Raw genomic sequence first — 24,659 nt, forward strand, 5'->3', positions numbered from 1 at the left:
AACCTGTCCGATAATTAAGTATAACAAAGAGGCTTGAAGCAATAGTCTTGTGACTAAGGATTCAAGCCTTTTTTTATTTAGATATACGCTTTAAAAGGTAACTTATTTCGAATCAGAAACAGGTACAGCTTCAATCTTAGCTTGAGCCGCTTTACTTGTGTCTACACGTTTAACAAATAGAGTAAAAATCAGCGCAGCCACGGTTGTAATGGCTGCAATAACGAAGGAAAACTGAATACCATCTAGCAGAGCAGCTTGGGTTACTTGAGCTTTCACCTGCTCCGTAATGGAGGCTGGATCCAAAGCGGATAATTGGTCCGTTACACTGGATTTTGTTTTTGAATTCATAATGGATACGAATATCGCCGTCCCAATCGCACCGGCTACCTGCTGAACAGTGTTGTTGGCAGCTGTACCATGAGGGTTCAGACGGTTAGGCAGCTGATTTAGACCATTCGTCATAATCGGCATCATCACCATCGAGATCCCGAACATCCGGATGGAATAGATCGTAATAATATAACCCGTACTCGTATCAATGCCGAATTTAGACATCATATAAGTAGCAACCGCTGTAATGGTCAAACCGATAAATCCAAGAATACGTGGTCCGAACTTATCAAACAGTCTGCCGGTGATAGGAGACATAATCCCCATTACAATGGCACCCGGCAACATCATCAGACCAGAATCAAGTGGTGAAATCCCACGAACATTTTGTACATAGGCCGGTGTTAATATCATACCCGAGAATAAAGCCGCCGCGTTTATGGCAGAAATAACAGCACTTAAGGAATACATTGGATATTTATAAATTTCAAGGTTCAATAATGGAATTTCAAGGCGTAATTGACGGATAACAAATAGTGCAAGTGAAATTACACCGGCAGTTATACAAGTCACGACCAGAGGATCCCCCCAACCAACACTGCTCGCATCACTGAAGCCGTATAATAGTCCCCCAAAACCGATTGTGCTGAACACAACCGACAGGTAATCAAGCTTCGTTGGTTTAGTCGGCATAACACTTTTGAATTTCCAAATCCCAAGGAGCAATACAATTACGGCGAACGGAAGAATCATTTCAAACAATACACGCCAGTCATAATATTGAACAATATAACCAGAAAGCGTAGGGCCGATTGCAGGAGCAACGATCATGACTAGACCAAATACCCCCATGGCTGCGCCACGTTTCTCACGCGGAAAGCTGATCAGCATGATGTTCATCAATAATGGAGACATAACAGAGGAACCGGCAGCTTGGACCATGCGGCCAGCGATCAGCCAACTGAAGGTTGGAGACACAGCAGCAATTAAGGTTCCTAACGTAAACACTGATAACGCTGTAATAAATAAGCTGCGGTTTGTAAACTTCGTAAGCAAAAATGCAGAAACGGGAATTAGAATCCCACTTACTAACATGTAGCCAGTAGACAACCATTGTACGGTTGAATAATCAATGTGGAAATCAACCATGATAGTTGGTAAGGCAACATTTAATAAGGAGTTATTCAGGAATGCTACGAAGGTAGCAAAGAAAAGCAAACCCAGCATTACATAGGGCGGCTTTTTTAATTGTTTGATTTCTTGGTTCATAATTCGTTTTCTCCTACCTTTAACTTTTAATAGTCGCTTGATGATTTTATAACAATGGTTCAAAAAAATCAAGTTATTATACCCGAAGTATAAAACGGTTGAATCCTTGAATCATTCTGGGATATACTTGTTGATATTAAAACGTCCGGAGGCACTGATGAATAAACGCAAAATTCAAGTGGTTACTCATGCCCTTGCTTTATTTGTTGAAAAAGGGATCATGGAGACCTCCATTCAAGATATTATTGAACGGGCAGGTATTTCTAAAGGAACATTCTACAATTACTTCTCCTCTAAAAATCAATGTGTCAGCGCAGTATTGGAGCAGGTTCGTTATGAAACAAGGATGAAACGAAGTGAACTGCAGATTGGCAAAAGACCCGATGATATCGATGTATTAATCGAACAAATATCTATGATTTCCCGTAATAATCAAAAACATGGCCTATCCGCCATGTTCGAAGAAATATTGCATTCCCGCGATAAAGAGATGAAACAATATGTGATCCACTACCGCATGTTCGAAATTGATTGGCTAGCCGATCGTTTAATAGATGTGTACGGGGAAAAGTTACGTATGAACGCTTTTGAAGCAGCTGTCATTTTCTTTGGGATGCAGCAGCATCTGCTATTCACAGCAAAAACGATTAATCAATCCCATATAGATCCCGGCAATGTGGCCCGATCCGTGTTTCACTACATGGACTATATTATTGAATCTTTAATAGAAAAAGATACCTCTGTTATCGACGATGAAAAATTACAGGTGATGAAAGGTCAAATGACTCAAGAAGAGGTAAAGCAGGAGGAGATTCTTCAGCTGCTCGATGAATCCTCAGGTCATCTTAGATTCACCAAGCCACAGGCCGACTTAACCACAGCCCTTCGCTATGAAATCGCACACCAGCCCTTGCGTGAATCCGTGGTAAATGCGCTCCTGCAGCCCTATCTCGATGCCTTTAAGGGTTCTACGGGCTATAACCAGGCTAAAGATATAATGTCCATGGTTTGGAGATATATGCACCAATAGGAAGTAGCGGAATTAAGGAATATCACAATATATCCCTAATAAAAAGACACCTGAGAAAGGTGTCTTTTTGGACTGGCTTGATGCAATTATGGATAACTTCGATGTATTTACATCTCTTCATAGGTGGTGGGGTCTTAGGGATAGGAATCGTACCCAGTTGATGGAGCCAGCGCAAAATTGCTTGGGTAGACGTTTTACCATGAGCCGCAGCAATTTCGCGAATTTCTGCACAGCACACCATGAATCTGTATTACTATGTCGGCAGGAACGTAAGTTAGTCGTAACATTCGCCGTTTCTTCCATACGACAAAAGTGGCATTTTCCAAATAACAATTCAGACCTGAAACTCCGATAATATTAATAGGTAGATAAAAGTGGATATAATTATAACAACAGGGGGATATGAGAATTGAAGAGAACGTCAATACTTTTCTGAATGGCTCGGATATGGAAGCAAAAAAGAAGTTTGTTGCTGATAACGTCCACCCGGATGCCCGGCCACTGTTTGAAATGACCCAATCGGTAGAAACCACTGATGACCTCAAGCTCAAGAATCCCAGAATTCTCGAATCCAAGGATTACACAGATGAGAAAAGCATGAAAGTTGAAATTGTCTTAGTTCAAGGAGAGAAAGCTTCTAACCCCACAAGCGAATTGATTGTCGTCATCAATGACAAGCAGGTTATATGGGCGATGGACGCCTCCAACAAGGAAGCGTTCGATAAGATCAGAAACACCTTCAAAGAACCCATTCCAGAAGCTTCGTCCTCGGCCAATGTAGCAGCTCCACGTGAAATGTTAAACGAAATCCGCAATTTCGTAGTCTCCGATGTGTGGAATGATGCATTCGTAAACATTAGCTGGTACATCAGCAGTGGTACCGACAGCACAGGAGGGAGTATCGATATCGACTTTACCGTCGAGCAATTAGCCAAGACAATGGACAAGAAAAAAGAATATGACAGCTATATGGAGAACCTGGGCTCAGAGTACGATTCAATTAAAAAGGTGTGGACAAAGCTCTCCACAGAAATGGATCGTATATACGATTTCATTCAAAAAAATCCTCCTAAAGCTAACGACAAAAACGTGAAATTTGACACGGGAATTTTCACACAGTACTTGGAAGCCTTTGAGAAGGAAGTTGATGCTGTGACCAAACAATAATACATAATGCAGCTCGCCTTTGATAAGGGCGGGCTGCATTTGTCTTATCTCATCAATCCTACGATCCCCACATAACGTTCTCGCGCCACAAGCTCTGGACGGGAGGTGTAAAAAACAATACTCTCTGTGAGGGTCTTCCTGGTGCAGCTCACTGTACCGCTTCAATGCTTGGGTAGAGTCCTTCATAGGAGTCGATTACGGGCATCTCTTCAATAAAACGCTAGCCTTCCATAAAATAGGCCTTAGTCGCCTCAAGAACTACCCATTCATTAGGAAAATCTCCTGAACTTCATCGCATCGCATCTTGGACACCTCCGGTTAAAATGATTACCAATGTTATAACATAAGGGGTTGTACCTTCTAAACTAGAGTCAGAACCTCCACCGGAGCACTGAAGCTCTTTTAAAAAGGCCCTAACCGCCGCTTTAAAGTTCCATTCCTCTGACGTCACCGGCCCTGAGTCTGGAGCAACTTGCTAAGAAAGCTTTCGTGAAATTGATTTTCTCAACTTATTTGGTATTGGGATATGCCTTATGGACTCAATTGGATGATATAGTAGCATCCACGGACCTGAGAAACGCATAACTCCCTTGATTTTTTGACGGTAATCTGGTTTATAACAATGGATAGGACACTTCGCACAAGCCGTTTTCGCTTCACCGAATTTACAGTAGGATAGTCTTTTCATAGCATACTCATTTATGTCCTGACATTCCTCACATAGCCCTTTAACATGATGTTTCTTCTTACAATATATCCGAATCATTTTTGAGACGATCTCTTTTTCTTTTCGGATTTTAGGACCATCGTTCAACTGCTGGCCTGCTTCTGCTTTCATATATGAAAGCCCCCCTGCTCAATTGTAATACCGCCAGATTCGCCAATATATTGAGAATAGTCTGTGTTTTGCCTGTACCCGGCGGCCCTTCAATAATACTGATCTTACTGCGGAACGCTTGATCCAGGGCTATCTTCTGACTAAGGAGGCAGATATGCCCCACTATGGCCCGCCAATACTGCATGACCTTCTGTGCCTCAGTGTTCTTAGTTCCGCTGCTTCCACTCGAACGTTCTCCGCTTCATACACTCTCTTTGTACCATTTTCAAAAACCACTTGGATTCTAGGGCCAAAATCCTGCATTTGCCCAACGTTGATCAAAGGAGAATCGCCATGGAATACGGTCTGATCCTTGGTGATCATCGTAATAACAGGGTTGGTGAGGATGGTGACATCACTTGCAGAGTATAAGTATGGCTTAGTTGAACTCCGGTAGATAATCTGTATATTCTTACCCTTCGGCTCATATGAAGTGATCTTTGACGTACAGTCTTTATTTTTAATTAAAATGAGATAGTTTTCTTCGTCCATATATAGTCCTTCTGAGTTCAAGATTCTGATAGTTAATATGTAGGAAGTTCGTTAGATTGTAAGGATATTCCTGCAAAAGAGTATAATCTCTTGGATGGTATGCTGAAGGAGAGGTGAAAAAAGACACCTAGAATGGTGTCTTTAGAGGTACAGCTTATGGAAGAAGGCAATCTTGGAGACCTTAGGTGTACACAGGCTACGCTACTCTGGATCGGCTAAAACTTCAATCATCATGGCTGCCCCAACTCTGAACCCGCAAGTAAACGATGCCGTCATCTCCATCCCTTGAACCTGGGAATATAGATCCAATAAGGACTCCAATTCCTCAAAATCTCCTTCGGACAGCTTCTGCTTCCAAGCCTCCAGCGACTCGGTGATTTGCCTGTTGATCGTGCGATGATTGGGGTCTTTGGGGATGACCTTTTCGTTAGGGATAAGGTTGCCGTGGTATAGGGAATCGAGGCGGGGCTAAACAAATCCACTAATTAGAAGATATAAACCTACAAGCTACATAGATTAGCGTAGCATAGTTATAGATTGTTTGTGGTACGCTTAGACGTAAAGGTTACGTTGGATAAATAAAAGAAGAGTACCTTTGAAGTACTCTCTCATTTAAATATCGAACCAAGGGGAGTCGAGCCTATTCTTTTTCACAATTTTCTTCTATTATCAGCCCTGTAAGACCCGTAGTTTAGTTGCTCTCTTCAAATAAACGATTCAAGGTATTAAATGTTACTTTATGTCTACATCCAAATATTCTATAGCTTTTCTTTGAAGCTGCTTTATTAAGGGTTGAACTTGCTCTACAGATAATCCCAGTTCACAGGAAATCGCTAATAAATCCTGGTTGTTAATTAAAAGAGAAACAATTTTCCTTTCTGTCGATGTCAATCGTTCCATAAAAAGATTAACATCAATAATAGTATCATCATGTGGGACTGAGCTTATGAATTCTAAGTGTGAGGAAGATTCGTTACTGCCAAGCATAGGGGCGTCCAAAGAAAAAAAAGACTCTAGTCTTTTTGTAGCCCATGCTTCTTTGTTTCTTTGCTTCATGATTAATTTAAACTGTAATAAAAAATATTCTTCAAAGCAGCCATATTGGACTCTATAGGTACGGATGGCGTGAATAAGGGCCAACAGCCCCTCTTCAATTCTATCCTCTACTTCCAAACCCTTATAAGAATTTTTGCATTGTTGAATAACCAGTGGAAAATAATGTTTAACAATATCAGCCACAGTAATTTTTCCCATCATTCTATATCTTTTTTGGAAGCATATCACGAAGTCCATTTTTTCTTGGATTCTTAGGAGTTTTTCTGGAAGCAAGTGGTTCTGGTTTTGAAGGAACTAATTTGGCATACCAATATTCCTCTATTTTTTCAACTCTATAACTAGCTGGAAGCGAAATCCCCCGCGTTTCAAACAAGCCTACCAATTCGGGGTCTTTTATTTTTCCATTTTTTAGGACTTGATATCCCTTTTCAGCAATCGCCAGCAATCCAATACTTCTCCCATCTGCACTTATACCTATTGTCAATTGCTTAGGAATAACCTCGTTTAGCTTGCTGTTTAAACAAAACCCCTTCTCATTAGATACAATTATTGAAAAAAACGGCTTAGGAGGACTAGGTAAAAACCACTCGAATTGATGAATATCAAACCCTTGATTTTCATTAAAATGATCGCTCATATCCATTTCTTCTCTTTGTATCAATTTGGAATATCTAATCATAAACTACTTTAATTCCATTTACATAACTATGATAATTCTTACGCTATATAAAACATACAAACATCGAAGTCCCATTGTAAGATTGTAGTATCTATAATATGATGATTAAGTAATACCTGTCAGATGTGTTCCTATCTGTGGATTGAAAAGATGTTTGTATTTTTTGAGTTCAATTCAAAAAAGCTACCAACAAGTATCTTTATGTTAGGTAGCTTTTTTGATTGGTTAAAAGCATTCTACTAATGCGTGCGTGTCTGGGCACGTGAGCAAAAAAAGCAAGTACACCCATATAGGAATACCTGCTAATAAATGAAGCTACTGTTTTACTTGGACTGTCTACGACTAATTAAGGAAGCTTGGGGGCATTCCATAGTTCCAAGTCAATAATCGAAGGATGATCACCCTCAGTTGCAAGGTTTTCAATGTTACGAATTTATAGACCTGATTTCGTTCTCACTAAGCCCCGTCGCCTTACCAACAGCCGAATGATCCATCCCCATTGCCAGAAGCTTTCGAGCCATTTCTCTTTTTTCTCGAACCGCACCTTCCACAATGCCTTCCGATCTGGCTCCTTCCATTCACGGCACCTCATCACGCAAATACTTCATCCGGGCCTCGTATTCCATCCGTGTAGCGGCATCTTGACTCAGAAATTCCAGGGCATCCATTGCCTTTTTCAACATTGGTTCATTCATAGTCAACGCCTCCCAATTTGGTTTATCGACGCCTTTCAGGAACAACAACCAATTTATCAATCCGCCCGAAACCGGAACGGCCTGCTCCTCCAGCTTTGTTAACTCCATGACATGAATTTCCAGATCATTGTTAAGTGGAATCCCGGAATGATCTTCCCGCAGGTGAAAAACATTATGATAACGATCATTGGGTAAACAGGAGTAGTTGAGAATATTGATCGTCACGCACTTCTTCAATTGGCTGTAATTGTCACCTTTTTGAATTTGGTGGTAATACATCTCACTCTAATAAAAAAGTGTCCGCTTTTCCATATTATACGGGTTAAACAACTGCATTTCGATGTTGATCCGCTTACCTTCCGACGTTTTGGCTTTGATATCCAGAATCGACTGTTTTTCCACTGGAGCATCTTTGTCTGTATAAGGATTCATCAACGTAATTTCAGTCAGTGGAGGCTCTCCAGCTTCCATAAACGGGGTATTCAATTGCCCTCGAGCGGGTTCTCCCGACCAAATTTGTGCTACTTTTTATTCTTGATCCTTGGCTGCCAGCATCCTGAGCAGAACCGTGACCGTTTCCGCCCTCGTCGCGGCATTTTTCGGAAAGAAGTAGTTGTTGCCCTTACCCTGCATAATCCCCAACTTCTTCATCTCGGCTGCCGCTCCGACAGCCCAGACCGGTATGTCGCGATCATCCGCGAATCCGGCGGAACGAGCTTCGGGTACGAGGTTTAATGCTCTCGCCAGCATTACGGCCATTTCCGATCTCGTCATGGGCGCATCTGGACGGAAGTTATTGTTCTTATCGCCCTGGATAAGACCCAAGCTTACGGCTCGCGCAACGGCTGTCCGGGCCCACTGTCCGATCCGGTCCGCGTCCTTGAAGGTCAGGACTGCTTCTTCATTCTGAAGCTTCAGCGCTTTCGCCAGCATCACCGCGAATTCAGCGCGCGTCACCGTGCGATCGGGCCGGAACGAACCGTCCGTATAACCTGTGATAATTCCCTTCTTTTCTGCTTCCAGGATATTGGCTTCGGCCCAATGGCCGCCAATATCCGCGAAGGCATAACGGGGTACTGGAACGTCCGGCGTGTCCGGACCATCGTTTGGATCATCGTTCGGATCATCGCTTGGATTATTGGGGGTTTCCGGCGGGGTCACGGGAGCTCCTCCTCCCGAATTGCCTCCGCTTCCTCCGCTTCCGCCGTTTGAACGCTCGTTTACGGAAACGTTTATTTTCCCCGTAACGGACGGATTCGCGGTCAAGACGGCCGTAATCGTCACTTCTCCGGCAACGGACGGCGCCGTAAAGACCATGCTGAACCGGCCATTCGCATCCGTGACCGTCCTGGCGCTTTTGAAGTTGCCCGACGAAGCCGCGACTTCGACCTCCACGCCGGAGACCGGAAGATTATCGCCGTCGCAGACGATGCCCGCAACGGACACGTCGTCTCCTACCGTCACGGCAGACGGCGTCGCCTGGAGTTCGATTAGAACGGGTACTTGTACGGCCTTAATTACGGAAACGGTAATCGTATCCGTCACGGCCGGACTCGCGGTCAAGACGGCTGTAATCATCACTTCTCCGGCTGCGGACGGCGCCGTAAAGACCGTGCTGAACCGGCCGTTCGCGTCCGTTACTGCTTTAGCAGTTTTGATGCTGCCTGACGAAGCCGCGATTTCGACCTCCACGCCCGGGACCGGAAGATCGTCGCCGTCGTAGACGACTCCCGTAACGGACACGTCGCCTCCAACCGTCACGGAAGACGGTGCCTCCTGGAGTTCGATCCGGGCGGGCACTTGTACGATCCCATTTACGGAAACGGCAGTCGTCCCTCTCACGGACGGATTCACGGTCAAGGTTGCCGTAATCGTCACTTCTCCGGCAATAGACGGCGCTGTAAAGACCGTGCTGAACCGGCCGTTCGCATCCGTTACCGCCCTGGCGTCATTGACTCTGCCCGATGCAGCCGCGATCTCGACCTCTACGCCGGATACCGGAAGATCACCGCTGTCGTAGACGGCTCCCGTAACGGACACGTTGCCTCCGAATGTCACGGAAGACGGCGTTGCTTGAAGTTCGATCCGGGCGGGCACTTGTACGGCCTGGTTCACGGACACGGTAATCGTATCCGTCACAGACGGACTTGCAGGAAGGACGACAGCGATCGTCACGTCTCCGGCTGCAGACGGCGCCGTAAAGACCGTGCTGAATCGACCGTTCGCGTCCGTTTCTGCTTTAGCAGTTTCGATGGTGCCCGATGCAGCCGCGATTTCGACCTCCACGCCGGGGACCGGAAGATCGCCGCCGTCGTAGACGATTCCCGTAACGGACACGTCGCCTCCAACCGTCACGGAAGACGGCGTTGCTTGAAGTTCGATCCGGGCGGGAACCCTTTGTACGTTCTCTGTACCGTACACTTTAAATTCCCAGAGCGAGTAGCCGTACGTTGTCGCTCTTTTCGTGCCATACATCCGAACGTATCTTGCATTCACCGTTTCGAAGGAGATATCGTCGATTTCTCCGTCTCCGGTTGCGGTGCTGTATACTGTCGTCCAGTCCGTCGTGTTGTCGGAAACCTGGATTTGGTACTCCTTCCCATACGCACTTTCCCAATGCAGCATGACCTTCGCGATGGGTTGGCTGGAGCCAAGATCGACGTAAATCCACTGCGGATCGGCATAGTTAGATCCCCAACGGGTCGTCAATGACCCATCGACCGCATTCCCGGGCGACACGTCGGCGGCTTTGGCCGAGCTTGCCATTACCGGCTTGCCTTCGGCGAGATTGGGTGTCACCGCTTCATATACGTTAAATTCAGCAAGCGAGTAGCCGTCTCCGGTACCCTGTTGAACGCCCAGCATCCGGACGAACCTGGCACTGACCTTACCGAAAGAAATGTCGTCGATTCCGCCGTCCCCCATCGAAGTTGTATAAACGTCCGTCCAGGTGACAGCATCGTCCGATACTTGAATTTTATAGCTTTTCCCGTACGCCTTCTCCCAATTTAGCCTAACTTTATTGATCGTATATTGATCTTGCAGATCAACATAAATCCATTCGTTGTCTGAAGCGCTTGAACTCCAATAAGAACTTCTGTATAGATCCGTAGCATTCGAGGCAAATTGCTTGCCTTGGCTGGAGGAAGCGGTTGCTCCTTTACTGTAAGCGAGATCGAACCCGCTGTCGTCGATGGAGGTTCCCTCGTTTAGGGTCATGCTTCGGCCGGTAAACGTATCCTTGCCGAGTCTATAGGTTGTCGTGGTTTTTTCTCCGTCCCGGTTCAGCGTTACGTTCACTGTAATCCCCGGTGTTTCGGGATTAGCGACCGAGATGCGGACAGGTGTCACGGATTCGTCAATGATCACCATGGACGGATTATCCACTGTGACCGTCAAGCCGTCTCTTACCGTCACCGTCCCGGGTTGATAGAACAGCAATTCCGCAATGCCAAGAGAATTATGCCGGACAGCCTGAACCGACGGTGTATTCGAAAGAATACTGATCGGGCTCGCGCCCGCGTAGCTTCCGACCTCTTCGGGGGTTTTATTCGGCAATACAATGTACTCATAGGAAGCGTTTGTCGGTTTCACGCCATGATCGAGCCAAATTGAAAAAATCGGCTTGGTGATTGGCTCCGTTGAACTTCCCGTGATGACGTCGCTCCATTTCCCACTCTTCGTCTCCCGCTTCACTTGAAAATCCGTCGGATTCGGGAAAACATAGCCGATCTTATCATTATAGGCCCAACGCCCGTTAGCTTGCATCGTTCCGTCCGCGATTACAACGCCTTCTACAAGCACATCGCCTACCGCCAGACTTTGGTTCAATGTCGTGTGGACCGGCGCGGCATTCGTCGAAGCGATGCCTGCGCCCAGCGCCACCATTTCATCATCGAAAAAAAAGTAGCCTTTTTTGCCGCTTGTACTCAGCTTGTTAAAATCAAACGCGGTGGCTCCATAACGCTCATTTGTCACGCCGCCTACAAACGTTTTGGGATTGTTGAAATTCCCATCCTTCGTGAATACGTAAGGGGCCGTCGTACCAGGAACATGAGCCCAGTCCATCAGCGGGTACACGGGTCTGTATTCGTCGCCGGTTCTCTGAATGGCAGTGGCTCCTTGCGGCGTCCAGTACAACAGGTTATATCCGCTGGGATTAATGGTTCTCCATTCGCCGCCTTTGACCGTTTTGGAAGACATCTTGACCGTAATTCCATAATCATTTCGCATATGGGAGGAGACCAGCGTCTGCCATTGCGTCATATTGTTGGCGTCCAGTCCGTTGCTCGTGCTCGTGCCGAAGCTGCGGATATTGTCAAGAAAACTCGCAAACTCCCCAGCCCGCTTCGGATTGGCCACCTGCATCCACTGCAGCGGATCTTCATAGAAGGTCAAAGCCGCGCTCGCATAATCCGGCCACTCGGGTCCATTCATCCCCATACCCAGATCGGCAACATCGCCTCTCACGAGATACCTGGTGCCTTCCAGCAGGTAGGACGATAACGAATCAATCGCAGCCTTACTGTAAGAGAAAGCGGTATCCGAGGTAATGTACGCCCAGAATGACATATCTCTGGCAAAGCTTCTTCCATAGCCCGTCGTATAATTCGTTTTGCCATGCATGAAAAAAGACATATCCGACTGGATTCCCGTCACAGTCGTCGTCACATTCGACAGCACGTTAAACGCTTCCACAGCGTTCCGGACGATCTGGGCATCCTCCAGCAATAAGCCGCGGATCATATAATTTTGATTGTACCAGGACGAGTTGGCTCCATCGACAGTGTGCGGGCTGCTGTCTAACGTGCCGATAATATTGGAAACTTGCGCTTCAGTTAAATAGCCTTCACATAAAAGCGCGATTTTTCCCAACCTTAATTGTTTGCCGATTCCGGTCTCCCACCAGTTGGTTGAAGTTCGGCTTTACCGTAAACCAATAGTCCAGCCCCTTTTGAATACCTCCTAACAGGGTTTCATTATGATAGTATGGACCATTCGGGTCAGCAAACGCCTGAGCCATCGACTGCATCCGGTCTAATGCAAGGTAGGGCGACCAGGCTTTCCCATTGGCGCTGGAGGTTGTATTCGCGTAATCTACATCCCCCCAGCTTCCATTAGCGTTTTGATTGGATAAGTAAGTGCCAGCCTGTGATTTGAAGGTCCATTCGACCCGGCCGTTCGTTCCGTCGTTTATGATATCTTTGGAGACGTAAAAAGCAACAATCCGGTTTTTCATCAATTGCATTTCAGCGATCTCTTGAGAAGCGTCCGTCGTCCCGGGAGTGCTCGCCGATGCGGGCGAATATAACCATATGGACGATATCATTGAACAAACAATAACAAGACATGTCCACCTCTTTATAAACCTTTGCTTTTTATCAGCCATGCACATGCGCTCCTTTGTTCATCTAGACTTAAATAGTTTTTGATAGCGCTTTCTTTAGTGTGGATTGAAGAAGGCAGTTCACACTGCCTCCAGCTTTTTACAAAAGCGTACTATATATATCCTCCAGCGGTATGTCCACCACTGCCATCACTTCGTCCGCGGCACCGTAATACATACGGACCGTTTGATCCAGCAACAGAGCTCCGCACGAAAACACGACTTTGCCAAAAAATCCATTCACCTCATAGGCAGCTTCCGGCTCCAATACGGGTACACGGGATCTCGCGATTACCTTCGCAGGATCCTCCAAATCAAGCAGCACCGCGCCCATACAATAACGATGCTTGCTGTCTGCTCCGTGGTACAGCGCAAGCCAACCGCGTTCGGTTCGAATCGGAACCGCCCCGCCGCCCATGCGGGCCGAATCCCAGCCTTGTTCGCTTAGCCCCATCAGGAAGCGATGGTTTCCCCAATGGTCGAGATCAGGCGATTCGGCAATCCACATCTCCGGAGAGCCGAACGATTTCGGCACCGGACGGTGCAAAGCGTAGTATTTGCCGTTAATTTTATCCGGAAATATCATGACGTCTTTATTCTCGGGAGCAAGCATAAGTCCGCGGCGCTTGAATGTCCGGAAATCCCGGGTCTCCGCCAGACCGGCACCCACGCCGCAAGCGGAGGCGGAGCTGTAAGTAATATAATAGGTGTCTCCGATTTGGGTCACGCGCGGATCTTCAATTCCCCACGCTTCCAGAGCGTGTTCCGGGAACAAGGCCGGCTGCGGCTCGATGTCGAAATGAACGCCGTCTTTGCTTCGCGCGACCCGCAGATGGGATAAAGACGTGAGCATAACCGTTCGCCCGTCCTTTGCTATGAAGCGCGAGTCGGAGAAATCATAGCCCGGATCGGCCTTGTCATAGCGCTCTACAAGTACATCGGTCCCCGCTTCATTCAGCCGGGGGACCAGCACTTCGTCCGTCCGGTCCGATAACGGCGCTTCCGCTATGCGCAGTAAAAGGATAATTTCATCCCTTAACTGCGCAACACCTGCATTAAACGCACCCAGCACTCGAAAGCCGGGGCGGGAGGGTGCAACGTCCCGGGCCCGTATAACAGGATTATGCGCGCTGCGTTTTATGTTCATGTGAAATACCTCTTTCAGTATTTTTGGTGCTGTTATTTACCGGATGTGACGGCATCGATTTGCGCCTGAATTTCATCGATCACTTTTTGTCCGCCGAGGCTCGCCATTTTTTTCTCCAGCGTCATCTTGCCTTGATCGGCAGGCAGCAGACCTTGGCTAAGCGGCAGGAAGATCGAATCGTGAAGCGGAGTGATTTTGGCATATTCCGTCTTCACCTTTTCAGCGTTAAAGTTGAAGCCCGCCGTTGGACTAAGCGTGAAATTGGCCGGGTTGGTAGAGAAGTCGAACCACTTCTTGTCGTCTTTCATCATCGTGTCCGGCGTACGGTTCAACGTTGGCCGCCAGGTCAACACATAGCCCGGGAATGAATAGTTGGACAGCACCTTATAACTCGAATCGCCGACAGGTTCCCAGTCCTTCCCTTGAATGCCGTATTCCATCAAATCGTGGTTTTCCTTAATGGACATCCAATTGACTACGTCCAGAGCTAAATCGGCGTGCTTGGATGAAACCGGGATGCAAAGGAAATTCCATTGCTGGAAAGCGGTATACGGCTTGGCCTGATCACCGTTCGGAACGAAAATCTCAAGCTTGTCGCTGCCGTCTTGCAGCATTTCCGAATATTTCAATCCCTCCACACCATCCGCCGCATAATAGGTGGCCGCATATTTGCCTTGCTTGAACAGTGTTTCTGCATTTTGCTCCTGCGCGATATTTTTGGAAAGTATGCCGTCCTTGTAGTATTTGGTGACGCGTTCATAACCATCGGCAATCATCGGACTTGCCCATTGACCGACTACTTTCTTGTCCTTGGTTGAATATGCGAACATGTTGACACCGATTTCGAGCACTTCATCGAGCGCCAGATTAGCGGATTCGCTCAGGATAAACGGAAGTTTATCGGCTTTGATGCCGTTAATGACCAAGGGCTTGACATCCTTCTCGTTTTCCTTGACCGTATACAAAAATTTCTCCAAATCGTCGAGCGTTTTCAACTCGGGAAGTCCGTATTTCTCGCGCAAATCTTTGCGGATCAGAAGGCCATATAGCTGGCCCTGAGTGGTACCTAGCGGAATGCCCATAATTTTCCCGTCGAATTTGTTATATTCCCACATTTCATCGGGAATGGATGCTTTTAGCTCCGGACGTTCGGCCACCAAGGCATCCAGTTCCATTAAAGAATTGCTGTCGATCATCTGATTCATGGATAACCATGGGGCATCCAAATACATATCGAAGTCTTCCCCGGCAGACATCTTCACGGATACCGCATTCCCGTAATCGGACCACGGCAAGAAATTGATATTCAAGGCCGCTCCGACGTTGTCCGTTTTCAATTTGTCGTTGACCGCCTGCAGCACATCGTCAAAGCCCGCCGGTTTATCCCCTGGAAAATAAGCTTTCAACGTCACTATTGCTTTCGTTGCGGGTGTAGCACTTTCCGTATTCGTTAGAGAATCCCCTTCATTGCCGCCAGTCTTCGTATTGCCTCCGCAGCCCGCCAACATCAGTGACGATACCAATATCGCTGTCGTCGTCGTGCCAAGCAGTTTTTTTAATCTCATTCCGTTACCCTCCCCTATCTATGGAACAAAATCTATGATCAACCGGGCTATCCGGTTAATGCCGGAAATCTTCGTTTACCCTTTTACGGCTCCTACCGTTAGACCTTTGACGAAATACTTCTGAAGAAGGGGATACAGCAAGACAATCGGGCCGATCGTCAGCACGGTTGTCGCCATCCGCACGCCATAGGTCGGCGGCGTCACGGCAATGGCTGCTGAGGCGGGAATGAGATTTTTGGCGGCTTCCATATTGGATACCATCCGACGCAGAATCAGCTGCAGCGGAAATAACCTCTCATTATCCACGAACATCAATCCCATAAACCAGTCATTCCAGTAGCTCAGAGCATAGAAGAGACCGACGGAAGCCAGAATCGGCTTCGAGATCGGGATTATAATTTGAAAGAAAATTCTCATTTCATTCGCTCCGTCTATTCTTGCGGCTTCCTCCAATTCCTCGGGAATTGTACGAAAGAAACTGACAAGCAAAAAGACGAGGAACGGCTGGCATAACATGGTTAAAATAAGCACCCAGACGGTATTCTGCAAATGCAGCCACTGACTGACCACAATATAAAATGGAATGATGCCTCCGGAAAAAAGCATAGGCAAGTAGCAAAAAAACAGAAAAGGTGTTTGCAGGACATTCCGTTTATTAGCCAGAGAATAGCCAAGCATTGCAGAAATGCACAACGCGCTTAATGCGCCTACGACGGTGATAAAAATCGTGACCGCATAGCCGTTGAACAGCACATCCGATTGCAAAACCGCCTTATAAGCGTCCAACGATAATTTTTGCGGAAATAAAGTATAGCCGTGCGCAATCAGTTCCTCTTCGTCCGTAAAAGAGCCGATAATCATCAGCAGAAAAGGAAACAGACAAAATAAGGTGAACAACAAAATGAACGTATGGGCAAATACCGTAAAAGTTCGATCCGCAGCGCTCTGTTTCTGTCTCATAGTTATTCTCCTAGAATAAAGCAGATTCTTTAGACACCCTTCGGGTTACCCAGTTGGCGGTAATGACGAAGATCAGACCCATAACCGACTGGAACAGGCCAACCGCCGAAGACATGCCGAAGTCATGCAGCTGTCTCATGGAGCGGAATACGAAGGTGTCAATGACGTCGGTAGTCGGATACAGCAGGGAATTGTCACCAATAATGGCATAGATCATGGCAAAGTCTCCGTTAAAAATCTTGCCTACGGCCAGCAAAGTCATGATCATGATGGTAGGAACAAGCAGCGGCAGTGTAATACGCAGCACAATCTGCAGCTTGGATGCCCCGTCAATCCGCGCAGCCTCGTACAAATCCTCCGATATGCCGGTAATCGCGGCCAGAAAAATAATCGAAAGATAACCGGCTCCCTGCCATACACGGATAACCGTCAGAATATAGGGCCAAAGCTTCGACTCAAACATCCAGTTAACCGGTTCCAAGCCGATGGATTGCAGCCAGGTATTGATCATTGGTTCTTCCCCGCCGAATAAGGATTGGACAATCATTCCTACCACAATCCAGGACATAAAATAAGGAAGAAAAATGAAAGATTGCGAAATCCGTTTGAAATACTTATTGCGAATTTCATTGAACATAAGTGCAATCAAAACCGCAGCCGCTGTAGTAAACAAAATGAACAGCATGTTCAACACCAGCGTATTGCGCAATATGACCCAGAAATCATCCGAAGTAAAAAAATAATCGAAGTTTCTAAAACCGACCCAATCGCTTCCCGAAATTCCTTTGGCAAAATTATAGTCTTTGAAGGCGATCATAATCCCATATATGGGAAAATAACTGAACACGAGAAAAAACAACAGCCCCGGTACGGCCATAGCATAAAGGAATGGGTTTCGGACAATATGCTTCAGCTTGGACCGTTTACTTGCATTAAGTTGATATTGCATCTTTTTATATCCCCCCTTTCATCAAGACCGGTAAACACTTCAGCGTCCCGTTATCTCTGCCGTTACCTTACCAGGCCCCCGCTGCAACGGCAATTTCGAAAAGCTCCGATCCTTCCTGCAAGCGCAGATTTACGGACTTCCCAAAAACAACACTATTTCGAAAACAAACGATTCTGAAGACGGAAATGCCCGTTATGCTATAATTAATCTACCAATTTACGAGCTCGACAGTTATGATTACGGAGGTCCATAGCAATGAAATTCAGACACCCACTCCCCGCATCGCTGAAGCGGCATCCTACTTATATGAAGCTTATCTTTTATTTTGTCAGTGCAAACGTTCTGGTGCTGGGCATATCTTTTGCGCTGCTCTATTGGCAGTCTTCCAAAACGCTTCTGAAAGAGATCGGCGATCATTCCGAATCCTTGCTGGTGAACAGCGCCCGAAACACGGCGCGGCTGATGGAATGGGCGCTGGAATTCAGCTTCTCCTCCAGTAATGACAGCGCTCTCAAGGTATATGCCCTTTCGGATCAATACAGCGATTTTGATACTTTCGAGGTGTGGAGCCGGCTCATGGACATTAAAAACGCCAATCCGTCTATCGATTCGGTATACCTCATCAACGATTACACGAATACAGTGGTCGATTCCAGACTTGGATTAAATGATGCCGGAGCTTTCTACGATCAGGACATCATTGAGCGTTTACAGGATCCGGTTACAGCGAACCACAGCGTTCTCATTCCAAGAACCTTGTCCCTTCCTCTTACCGGGAATACGCCCAAAGAGGTGATGACCATCGTAAGATTTTACGAAAAAGGCAGTTCTATCTCCGCTTTCGTTATGAACATAGATACTCATAATCTCATGACCCTGCTTCAGAACAATTCGAAATATGCCAACAGGTCGGTTACGGTTCTGAATGATCGGGATGAGACCGTTTATAGTAGCACTGCTTTGGATCAGAAACAAATTGCGGAGCTCAGGAACCACGGGAGTAAGGCTGAAAGCGGATGGAAGCTCTTTCATTCCCGGACTCAGGGAGAGCAGCTCATGGTTTACGCAGGCACCTCCATCAAGGGAATCCAGGATTGGACCTTTATCGAAACGGTACCCAAGTCTGTTATTTTGGGAAAAATCACTGTTCTTCGCAACACAAGCCTAATCTTGTTCTTCGTCCTGTTCGTAGCGTCCTTGACCGTTACCGTTCTGATTTCCAAACGGGTGTACTCGCCTATTCAAGAACTGATTAGCAGAGTGATGCGGCAGCATCAAGCTGAGAAGCCCGGCCTGGGTTATAGCGCAAATGAACTTGACTATTTATCCAATGTGTTTATAGCCCAACGTAATCAGATTGATGAACTGACCGAGCAATGGCGGCTGAATAAATTTTTGGGCAGAGAGCGCTTTTTGCGGGATTTTCTGGGGGAGACCTACCATTCAGCAGAGGAAATAGGTTCTCAATTTGTGGAATGGGGAATTGATCTGCCGAAAGATCAGCTGTCGGTGGCCATCTTCCGGATCGACCACTTCTCGGAATTTTCGGAGACCTACTCCGAGAAGGACCGGCGTCTACTCCGGTTTGCAATGTCCAATATTATTCAAGAGTCACTGCAATCCTCCAAGCACAAGCTGCAGACGGTGGATATGGGGGACGATCACGTGGCAGTTGTATTATCGGCTCCATTGTCCGAAGAATATGCGAAGAAGCTGCAAGTATCCCAACAGTTAATAGAGCAGTACTTGTCAGTTGGAACAACCGTTGCTTGGGGTAGAATGCTGCCCAGCCTGACCGATATGCATGAGATATATATGGAGACGTATGAACTGACGCAGGAACGGTTCCGGTTCGGACACAGAGCGCTCATCGTGAAAGCATGGCTGCCCGGCGCGCCCGGAGAACTGTATCATTTGCCTGTGAACAAAGAGCGGCAGATCGCTCAGGCTCTTTCCAGGGGGAATGCCGATTCGGTTCTGGAAGTCATACGCTCAGCCGTAGTCAAGCTGCGGGAAATGTCCTATTTTGAATGTAAAATGTCGTTGATTACCTTGTTTATGGATATACGCCGGCTCATGCAGGAGCACTCCGGCCAGCCGCTGCCCAGTTCATGGGGACTGACTTCCATCGAGAAACAGATCATTCAGCAGGAGACGATGGAAAATGTAGTACCGTGGATGGAAGCATTGATAACCAAGACGCTCGAAGACATTGTGGCAGCCCGCAGTCTGTCCAAAAACGTGGCCCTGATCGAGCAGGCGGACCGGTTCATTGAAGAACAATTGACCGATCCGAACTTGTCCGCAAAAATGCTCGCCGATCATTTGGACTTGTCTGTGAACTATTTCCGCAGTTTATATAAAGCGGAGACAAACCAGTCCATTACGGACAAGATCTCGGAGAAGCGCCTAACTTTCATCTGTCAGGAGTTAATTTCCTCCGATTCGCCGATTGAGCCCATCGTGCAAAATTTCGGATTTTCATCGCTTAACACCTTTTATTCCATATTTAAAAAGATGTATGGAATGACACCGGCCCAATATCGGAGAAAGCATCGAAATGGCAATACCATGGAGAATATATAGAGAATCTGGTCATGCGGTTGAAACAGAGAAGGAATCGTGGAAATGTAAAAATCCGCATCCTCATGCGGTGTGGATTTACACCGTGGAGCTGTGGGGTGGACGTGCAGAGTTCTATTGCTCTGACGTCAATCACATCCCCTGCTTGTTTCAAGAAGTTACAACCCAGGGTTTCCACCGCTTTACAGTTTCATCCTATGTGTCACCGGCCTGAGTCTGGAGCAGCTTGCTAAGATAGCTATCGTGAAATTGATTTTCTTAACTTATTGGGTATAGGGATATGCCTTATGGACTCCAATGGATGATACAGCAGCATCCACGGGCCTGAAAAACGCATAACAACCTTGATTTTTTGACGATAAACCGGTTTATAACAATGGATAAGACACTTCGCACAAGCCGTTTTCTCTTCACCGAATTTGCAGTGGGACAGTCTTTTCATAGCATACTCATTTAAGCTCTGGCATTCCTCACAGAGCTCTTTTTCATGATGTTTTTTCTTGCAATATATACGAATCATTTTTGCAACAATATCTTTTTCCTTTCGAATCTTAGGGCCATCGTTCAACAGCTGATCCGCTTCTGTTCCCATATAAGGAGGCCTCCCTTCTCAATTGCACTTGATTAATGCCTTCGCTCAATAGGTAAGGGATTCGTTGGATGGTGGAGATATTCCTGCCGTGTGGCTTTATTGGCGGAAGCTGGCTTTTTTTTATTAATTTTAAGGGCCAGCCCCGTTGCCGGATCAAAGAATGAGTAACTCTTTTATAATTGAAATCCAGCGTTTTACTTCTAAGCGCTCTTCGCTTCTAAGGCAAGCAAGACCGTAAACCACTTCTTCAGTATAGCTTAAAGGAACAATGACGATCTCGCTTTCCTCTCCAATCACAAAGTCCGGCAGAACCGAAACGCCAAGATCACTTTTTATCATGGTATGTACTGTATTTATGGTGTCTCCATAGGTATAAATAGAATCGGGACAATTCTCAATAATTTTCCTGTTCATCCTTTTTAGGGTTGGGGGGGATTGGTGTTCGTCAAATAAAATGATCGATTGATGATTTAACTGTTCGATGTCCAGCTCACTTTCATTCGCGAAAGGATGATTTTTAGGCAGTACACAAACATAGGACCCTTGAAGTATCGGATAAAAACAAAAATCAATGTCCTTTCCCAAATTATCTTCCGAAGTAAATATGATATCAAACTTTTGGTTTAATAAATCTTCTTTCTCTCTAGTCAAATTAGACTTTTTCAACTGAATTTGAATCTGCGGGTATTTTTCCTTAAATCGCTTAATAATGTCCGGCAAAACTTTCTTCTCAAAAACAGTCTCCGTGTATCCGATAACCAAAGTGCTTTCATATTTTTCCGAGAGCTGTTTTGCTTTCTTAATGGATTGGTCTAATCTAAATAGAAGTCCTTCCATATCTTCGTAAAAGCTATTGCCGGCTAAAGTCAAATTAACCGTCCTTTTGTTGCGGACAAATAAAATGATTCCCAGCTCATTTTCTAAACTTTTTATGTTGTGGCTTACAGCAGGTTGTGTCAAATTTAATTTCTCAGCCGTTTTCGAAAAATTCAGTGTCTCGGCAAGAGAAACAAAGCACTTTAATTGCTGAATATTCATTTGAAACATCCTTTTTATTAATAAATCCTTTTTATAAATCATAACATAGGGTAATTTCACTCTAATGTCAAAGTATGCTATTCTTTCCTTGTGAAAGTTATCACTAGAAAAGAGGGATTAAACATGCGTTATATTGTAACAGGCGTAGATGGTCAACTAGCAAGCCGTGTGGCGGAAACGGTTCTCGCAGAAGTAGATGGCCGCAATTTAACCTTCACATGCATGAAGAAAGACAGAATTCCCAAAGATACGGTTCAACGTTGGGAAAATGCGGGAGTCAACATCTTTGAAATCAATTATGATGACATTCCATCCATGGAACGGGCTTTCCAAGATGGTGATCGTATCTATATTGTTTCTGGCCTTGAAGTAGGCAGAAGAGTCCAACAACACAAAAATGCGATTGATTCGGCCATCAAAGCAGGAATTTCTCACATCACGTATAGTTCATTTATCGGTGCGACAGATCCTAATTACGCTCACGTTTTTGTAACTCCAGACCATACAGCAACTGAAAACTACTTAAAGTCAACAGGTATTGCCTACAATGCAATGAGAAATAACTTATATTTAGAAAACTATCTGACTATGTATGTGATGCTGGCACTAATGTCCGACAATCAATGGTTAAGCACTGCCGGCGAAGGCCGGGCTACTTTAGTTCACAAGGATGATTGCGCAAGGGCCGCAGCCGCAGCCCTACTCGGAAAAGGCAAAGACAACCAGGCTTATAATATTGTAGGATCAGAGTCTGTTTCCGTAAGGGATCTGTGCAACCTCATTAAAGAGGTTTCCGGTAGAGACCTGGAGTATACTCCTGTGAATGCCGAGCAATATTACAAACACCTGGAGAAACTGCACATTCCCAGAGAAATTACCGGAGATTTCTCCCGCTCGCCTGTTCCATTCTGCGGCGATGATCTCGTGACAACCGATGCCAGCATTAAAGAAGGGCTTTTAAACGTTCAATCTGATGCCATTGAAGCTTTGACTGGACAAAAGCCAAAAACGGCAAGAGATATTATCGGAAAATATAAATATATTTGGGAGAACAATATCCAAAACTGGCGGGATATGAAATAAAACCGTTCAAGCAGGCAATTATTTAAATAAGGAGGAAGCCATATGCAGCCGAAAGAAGCTTTAATGGACTTTATAGGAAGCCATATGATTTATACTTATGAAATTGGTTGGGAATACGAAGTCTACATCAAGAATGATCATACCATTGATTATCGTATCCATAGCGGCATGGTTGCAGGCCGCTGGGTGCGCGACCAGGAAGTTGATATTGTAAAACTAACAGAAGGCGTTTATAAAGTATCATGGACCGAGCCAACAGGAACGGACGTTTCCCTGAACTTTATGCCAAATGAAAAACGAATGCACGGTGTTATTTTTTTCCCGAAGTGGGTTCATGAACATCCGGAAATTACGGTTTGTTATCAAAATGATCATCTTGAATTAATGAAAGAATCGCGCGAAAAATATGAAACTTATCCAAAATATGTTGTTCCTGAATTTGCTGATATCACCTTTTTGGAAAACGCCGGTATTGACAATCAAGAACTAATTTCCAAAGCGCCTTATAAAGGGATGACAGACGACATCCGTGCAGGAAAATTGAAATAAGTAATCTAAAAACGAGTTACCGAAATGATTCGGTCAAACTGAAGAAAACCAAAAACCGGCCTCTTCGCATGCAATGCGTACAAGCCGGTTTTTCACATGCTATCCCTTCTCATCTCCAAGTAATGTAAACGTGGACAGGCTTGCCTCTCCCGAGCCTATATATAAAATGATTATGACCCGGTATTGATACATGGGGATTTAGCTTTACACCACATCCTGGAAGCATCCAACAAGGTCGTTGGCACCATATGGAGCCGAGGGGAGTCGACCCCCTGTCTGAAAATAACGGCACATAAGTTTCTACGAGTGTAGTTACATTTTTGATGTCACCCGAAACACTCCTCTTTAAAGATGCCGTGCGGCTTTCATCTATTTGATTGGAATATATATTCCCAACTCACAGTCGGAATGGCCCGCTTTGAATTCATAATACTCGATGGTATCCAGTTCAGCCAACTCATAGCCTGATTCAGGCAACCAAACTCCGTATATGAACTGGTAAGTGTCTTTTAAGTGCTGGATGGAATCATGATGTGAAAAAACCGCATACTTTGAGCTTGGAATCCTTCTACTTATCATTCCTAAAGGAATTTGCTTAGATTGAGCAACTTCCTTGCATGCGATATAGGAAAATTCACTTTCATCTGTGATATCAGGGTAATATTCGCATATTCCTAAACGGGTTTCGGACAAGGACAGGCATTCAATCTCTGACAACCTTTTATTAAATACAGTCCACAGTTCTGTTATCGTGCCAGGCCCTGGCTCTACCATCGCTTGGAGACCCATAACTTGAAATTCTTTTTTGTAAACAACCTTTGTATGAACCGATAAAGAAGACTGGATTGCTCGTTCTTTGTTTAACCGATGGCCTATATTTGCCTTTTCATAAAGAACAATAACATCCTTGTCTCTTCTGTACCTGCCAGGTGTGATTCCGAACTGTTTCGTAAAAGCACGGCTATAGTACTGTATCAAACTTAATAGTATGAAAAAGAAAAATCGGTTAATGTTTTGCTAAAAAGAGGAAAATAGCCATGCGCAGCACACAATATCCTTTGCACTTAACAGGAGAAGAGCGTTCCGCTCTGCGAACCTTTGTATCCCAGGGAAAGAATTCGGCCAAAGCCATCAGACGAGCTTACATTTTATTAGAAGCCGACGAGGATCGTCCGGGAGGCCCATTAAAAGAATTTGAGATCGCCCAACATT

At 45.7% G+C, this 24,659-nt stretch carries 19 protein-coding genes and 3 pseudogenes; 5 read left to right on the plus strand and 17 right to left on the minus strand.

Annotated elements, in window-relative coordinates; translation table 11 throughout:
• Nucleotides 1-102 precede the first annotated feature (102 nt).
• On the minus strand, nt 103-1,599 hold the full coding sequence (locus IEY53_RS04925; protein WP_189022520.1) for an MDR family MFS transporter: 1,497 nt from the start codon (nt 1,597-1,599) through the stop codon (nt 103-105).
• Between the two features lie 157 nt (nt 1,600-1,756).
• Here IEY53_RS04925 and IEY53_RS04930 point away from each other — a divergent pair, with 157 nt between their 5' ends.
• Nucleotides 1,757-2,629 carry a TetR/AcrR family transcriptional regulator gene (locus IEY53_RS04930; protein WP_189022522.1) on the plus strand — a complete coding sequence of 291 codons (873 nt, stop codon included), beginning with the start codon at nt 1,757-1,759 and terminating at the stop codon, nt 2,627-2,629.
• 402 nt (nt 2,630-3,031) lie between these two features.
• Nucleotides 3,032-3,796, plus strand: a complete 765-nt coding sequence (locus IEY53_RS04935) for a hypothetical protein (RefSeq protein ID WP_189022524.1) — start codon at nt 3,032-3,034, stop codon at nt 3,794-3,796.
• Nucleotides 3,797-4,271: 475 nt separating this feature from the next.
• Here IEY53_RS04935 and IEY53_RS04940 read toward each other — a convergent pair whose 3' ends face one another.
• From IEY53_RS04940 to IEY53_RS05000, 13 genes and pseudogenes are all read right to left on the minus strand, one after another.
• On the minus strand, nt 4,272-4,634 hold the full coding sequence (locus IEY53_RS04940; RefSeq protein WP_189022526.1) for a nitrous oxide-stimulated promoter family protein: 363 nt from the start codon (nt 4,632-4,634) through the stop codon (nt 4,272-4,274).
• Complete coding sequence (locus IEY53_RS04945; RefSeq protein WP_189022528.1) at nt 4,594-4,818, minus strand: AAA domain-containing protein; 225 nt, start codon at nt 4,816-4,818, stop codon at nt 4,594-4,596. Before IEY53_RS04945 ends, IEY53_RS04940 begins: the two co-directional genes overlap by 41 nt.
• A complete protein-coding gene (locus tag IEY53_RS04950; RefSeq protein ID WP_189022530.1) occupies nt 4,797-5,165 on the minus strand; it encodes a hypothetical protein in 369 nt (122 codons plus the stop codon). Before IEY53_RS04950 ends, IEY53_RS04945 begins: the two co-directional genes overlap by 22 nt.
• Before the next feature lie 201 nt (nt 5,166-5,366).
• A pseudogene (locus IEY53_RS36015) lies at nt 5,367-5,615 on the minus strand (DUF6809 family protein); the annotation flags it as partial.
• A gap of 282 nt (nt 5,616-5,897) precedes the next feature.
• Nucleotides 5,898-6,458 carry an RNA polymerase subunit sigma-70 gene (locus IEY53_RS04960; protein ID WP_229695988.1) on the minus strand — a complete coding sequence of 187 codons (561 nt, stop codon included), beginning with the start codon at nt 6,456-6,458 and terminating at the stop codon, nt 5,898-5,900.
• Nucleotides 6,424-6,858 (minus strand): hypothetical protein, encoded by a 435-nt coding sequence (locus IEY53_RS04965; RefSeq protein WP_189022532.1) that lies wholly within the window; start codon nt 6,856-6,858, stop codon nt 6,424-6,426. The genes IEY53_RS04960 and IEY53_RS04965 overlap by 35 nt, the downstream gene beginning before the upstream one ends.
• Nucleotides 6,859-7,325: 467 nt before the next feature.
• Nucleotides 7,326-8,081, minus strand: a pseudogene (locus IEY53_RS04970) (Rpn family recombination-promoting nuclease/putative transposase); the annotation flags it as partial.
• A gap of 42 nt (nt 8,082-8,123) precedes the next feature.
• Nucleotides 8,124-12,167: a polysaccharide lyase family 8 super-sandwich domain-containing protein gene (locus tag IEY53_RS04975; protein ID WP_308424206.1), complete on the minus strand. Its 4,044-nt coding sequence runs from the start codon at nt 12,165-12,167 to the stop codon at nt 8,124-8,126.
• Nucleotides 12,144-12,990, minus strand: a pseudogene (locus IEY53_RS34965) (hypothetical protein); the annotation flags it as partial. The pseudogene IEY53_RS34965 and the gene IEY53_RS04975, both read right to left, overlap by 24 nt.
• Nucleotides 12,991-13,081: 91 nt before the next feature.
• Complete coding sequence (locus tag IEY53_RS04985; protein ID WP_189022538.1) at nt 13,082-14,128, minus strand: glycoside hydrolase family 130 protein; 1,047 nt, start codon at nt 14,126-14,128, stop codon at nt 13,082-13,084.
• A 32-nt stretch (nt 14,129-14,160) separates the two neighbouring features.
• Nucleotides 14,161-15,693, minus strand: a complete 1,533-nt coding sequence (locus tag IEY53_RS04990; RefSeq protein ID WP_189022546.1) for an extracellular solute-binding protein — start codon at nt 15,691-15,693, stop codon at nt 14,161-14,163.
• Between the two features lie 75 nt (nt 15,694-15,768).
• Nucleotides 15,769-16,653 (minus strand): carbohydrate ABC transporter permease, encoded by an 885-nt coding sequence (locus tag IEY53_RS04995; protein ID WP_189022548.1) that lies wholly within the window; start codon nt 16,651-16,653, stop codon nt 15,769-15,771.
• Nucleotides 16,654-16,663: 10 nt separating this feature from the next.
• The gene (locus IEY53_RS05000) at nt 16,664-17,602 is read right to left on the minus strand and encodes an ABC transporter permease (protein WP_189022550.1); all 939 of its coding nucleotides are present in this window, start codon (nt 17,600-17,602) and stop codon (nt 16,664-16,666) included.
• A 255-nt stretch (nt 17,603-17,857) separates the two neighbouring features.
• Here IEY53_RS05000 and IEY53_RS05005 point away from each other — a divergent pair, with 255 nt between their 5' ends.
• Nucleotides 17,858-20,188, plus strand: coding sequence for an AraC family transcriptional regulator (locus tag IEY53_RS05005; protein WP_189022552.1), 2,331 nt, complete (start codon nt 17,858-17,860; stop codon nt 20,186-20,188).
• A gap of 235 nt (nt 20,189-20,423) precedes the next feature.
• On the opposite strand, the gene IEY53_RS05010 is transcribed toward IEY53_RS05005, so the two are convergent.
• Nucleotides 20,424-20,777 carry a nitrous oxide-stimulated promoter family protein gene (locus tag IEY53_RS05010; protein WP_189022554.1) on the minus strand — a complete coding sequence of 118 codons (354 nt, stop codon included), beginning with the start codon at nt 20,775-20,777 and terminating at the stop codon, nt 20,424-20,426.
• Between the two features lie 153 nt (nt 20,778-20,930).
• Entirely contained in the window at nt 20,931-21,815 is an 885-nt protein-coding gene (locus tag IEY53_RS05015) for a LysR family transcriptional regulator (protein ID WP_189022556.1), read from the minus strand.
• A gap of 123 nt (nt 21,816-21,938) precedes the next feature.
• Between IEY53_RS05015 and IEY53_RS05020 the strand changes: the two genes are divergently transcribed.
• Nucleotides 21,939-22,898, plus strand: a complete 960-nt coding sequence (locus IEY53_RS05020) for an NmrA family NAD(P)-binding protein (RefSeq protein WP_189022558.1) — start codon at nt 21,939-21,941, stop codon at nt 22,896-22,898.
• A 63-nt stretch (nt 22,899-22,961) separates the two neighbouring features.
• Complete coding sequence (gene padC / locus IEY53_RS05025; protein WP_373293802.1) at nt 22,962-23,447, plus strand: phenolic acid decarboxylase; 486 nt, start codon at nt 22,962-22,964, stop codon at nt 23,445-23,447.
• Nucleotides 23,448-23,816: 369 nt separating this feature from the next.
• On the opposite strand, the gene IEY53_RS05030 is transcribed toward padC, so the two are convergent.
• On the minus strand, nt 23,817-24,425 hold the full coding sequence (locus IEY53_RS05030) for a GyrI-like domain-containing protein (protein WP_189022562.1): 609 nt from the start codon (nt 24,423-24,425) through the stop codon (nt 23,817-23,819).
• Nucleotides 24,426-24,659: the final 234 nt, after the last annotated feature.

Source organism: Paenibacillus albidus, assembly GCF_014644435.1.
GTDB classification, from domain to species: Bacteria; Bacillota; Bacilli; order Paenibacillales; family Paenibacillaceae; genus Paenibacillus_AQ; species Paenibacillus_AQ albidus.

Bases quoted from the DNA above. Each gene is read 5' to 3' on its own strand.
- IEY53_RS04925 (WP_189022520.1), bottom strand. From the start codon at position 1,599: ATGAACCAAGAAATCAAACAATTAAAAAAGCCGCCCTATGTAATGCTG.
- IEY53_RS04930 (WP_189022522.1), top strand. From the start codon at position 1,757: ATGAATAAACGCAAAATTCAAGTGGTTACTCATGCCCTTGCTTTATTT.
- IEY53_RS04935 (WP_189022524.1), top strand. From the start codon at position 3,032: ATGAGAATTGAAGAGAACGTCAATACTTTTCTGAATGGCTCGGATATG.
- IEY53_RS04940 (WP_189022526.1), bottom strand. From the start codon at position 4,634: ATGAAAGCAGAAGCAGGCCAGCAGTTGAACGATGGTCCTAAAATCCGA.
- IEY53_RS04945 (WP_189022528.1), bottom strand. From the start codon at position 4,818: ATGCAGTATTGGCGGGCCATAGTGGGGCATATCTGCCTCCTTAGTCAG.
- IEY53_RS04950 (WP_189022530.1), bottom strand. From the start codon at position 5,165: ATGGACGAAGAAAACTATCTCATTTTAATTAAAAATAAAGACTGTACG.
- IEY53_RS04960 (WP_229695988.1), bottom strand. From the start codon at position 6,458: ATGGACTTCGTGATATGCTTCCAAAAAAGATATAGAATGATGGGAAAA.
- IEY53_RS04965 (WP_189022532.1), bottom strand. From the start codon at position 6,858: ATGAGCGATCATTTTAATGAAAATCAAGGGTTTGATATTCATCAATTC.
- IEY53_RS04975 (WP_308424206.1), bottom strand. From the start codon at position 12,167: ATGTCATTCTGGGCGTACATTACCTCGGATACCGCTTTCTCTTACAGT.
- IEY53_RS04985 (WP_189022538.1), bottom strand. From the start codon at position 14,128: ATGAACATAAAACGCAGCGCGCATAATCCTGTTATACGGGCCCGGGAC.
- IEY53_RS04990 (WP_189022546.1), bottom strand. From the start codon at position 15,693: ATGAGATTAAAAAAACTGCTTGGCACGACGACGACAGCGATATTGGTA.
- IEY53_RS04995 (WP_189022548.1), bottom strand. From the start codon at position 16,653: ATGAGACAGAAACAGAGCGCTGCGGATCGAACTTTTACGGTATTTGCC.
- IEY53_RS05000 (WP_189022550.1), bottom strand. From the start codon at position 17,602: ATGCAATATCAACTTAATGCAAGTAAACGGTCCAAGCTGAAGCATATT.
- IEY53_RS05005 (WP_189022552.1), top strand. From the start codon at position 17,858: ATGAAATTCAGACACCCACTCCCCGCATCGCTGAAGCGGCATCCTACT.
- IEY53_RS05010 (WP_189022554.1), bottom strand. From the start codon at position 20,777: ATGGGAACAGAAGCGGATCAGCTGTTGAACGATGGCCCTAAGATTCGA.
- IEY53_RS05015 (WP_189022556.1), bottom strand. From the start codon at position 21,815: ATGAATATTCAGCAATTAAAGTGCTTTGTTTCTCTTGCCGAGACACTG.
- IEY53_RS05020 (WP_189022558.1), top strand. From the start codon at position 21,939: ATGCGTTATATTGTAACAGGCGTAGATGGTCAACTAGCAAGCCGTGTG.
- padC (WP_373293802.1), top strand. From the start codon at position 22,962: ATGGACTTTATAGGAAGCCATATGATTTATACTTATGAAATTGGTTGG.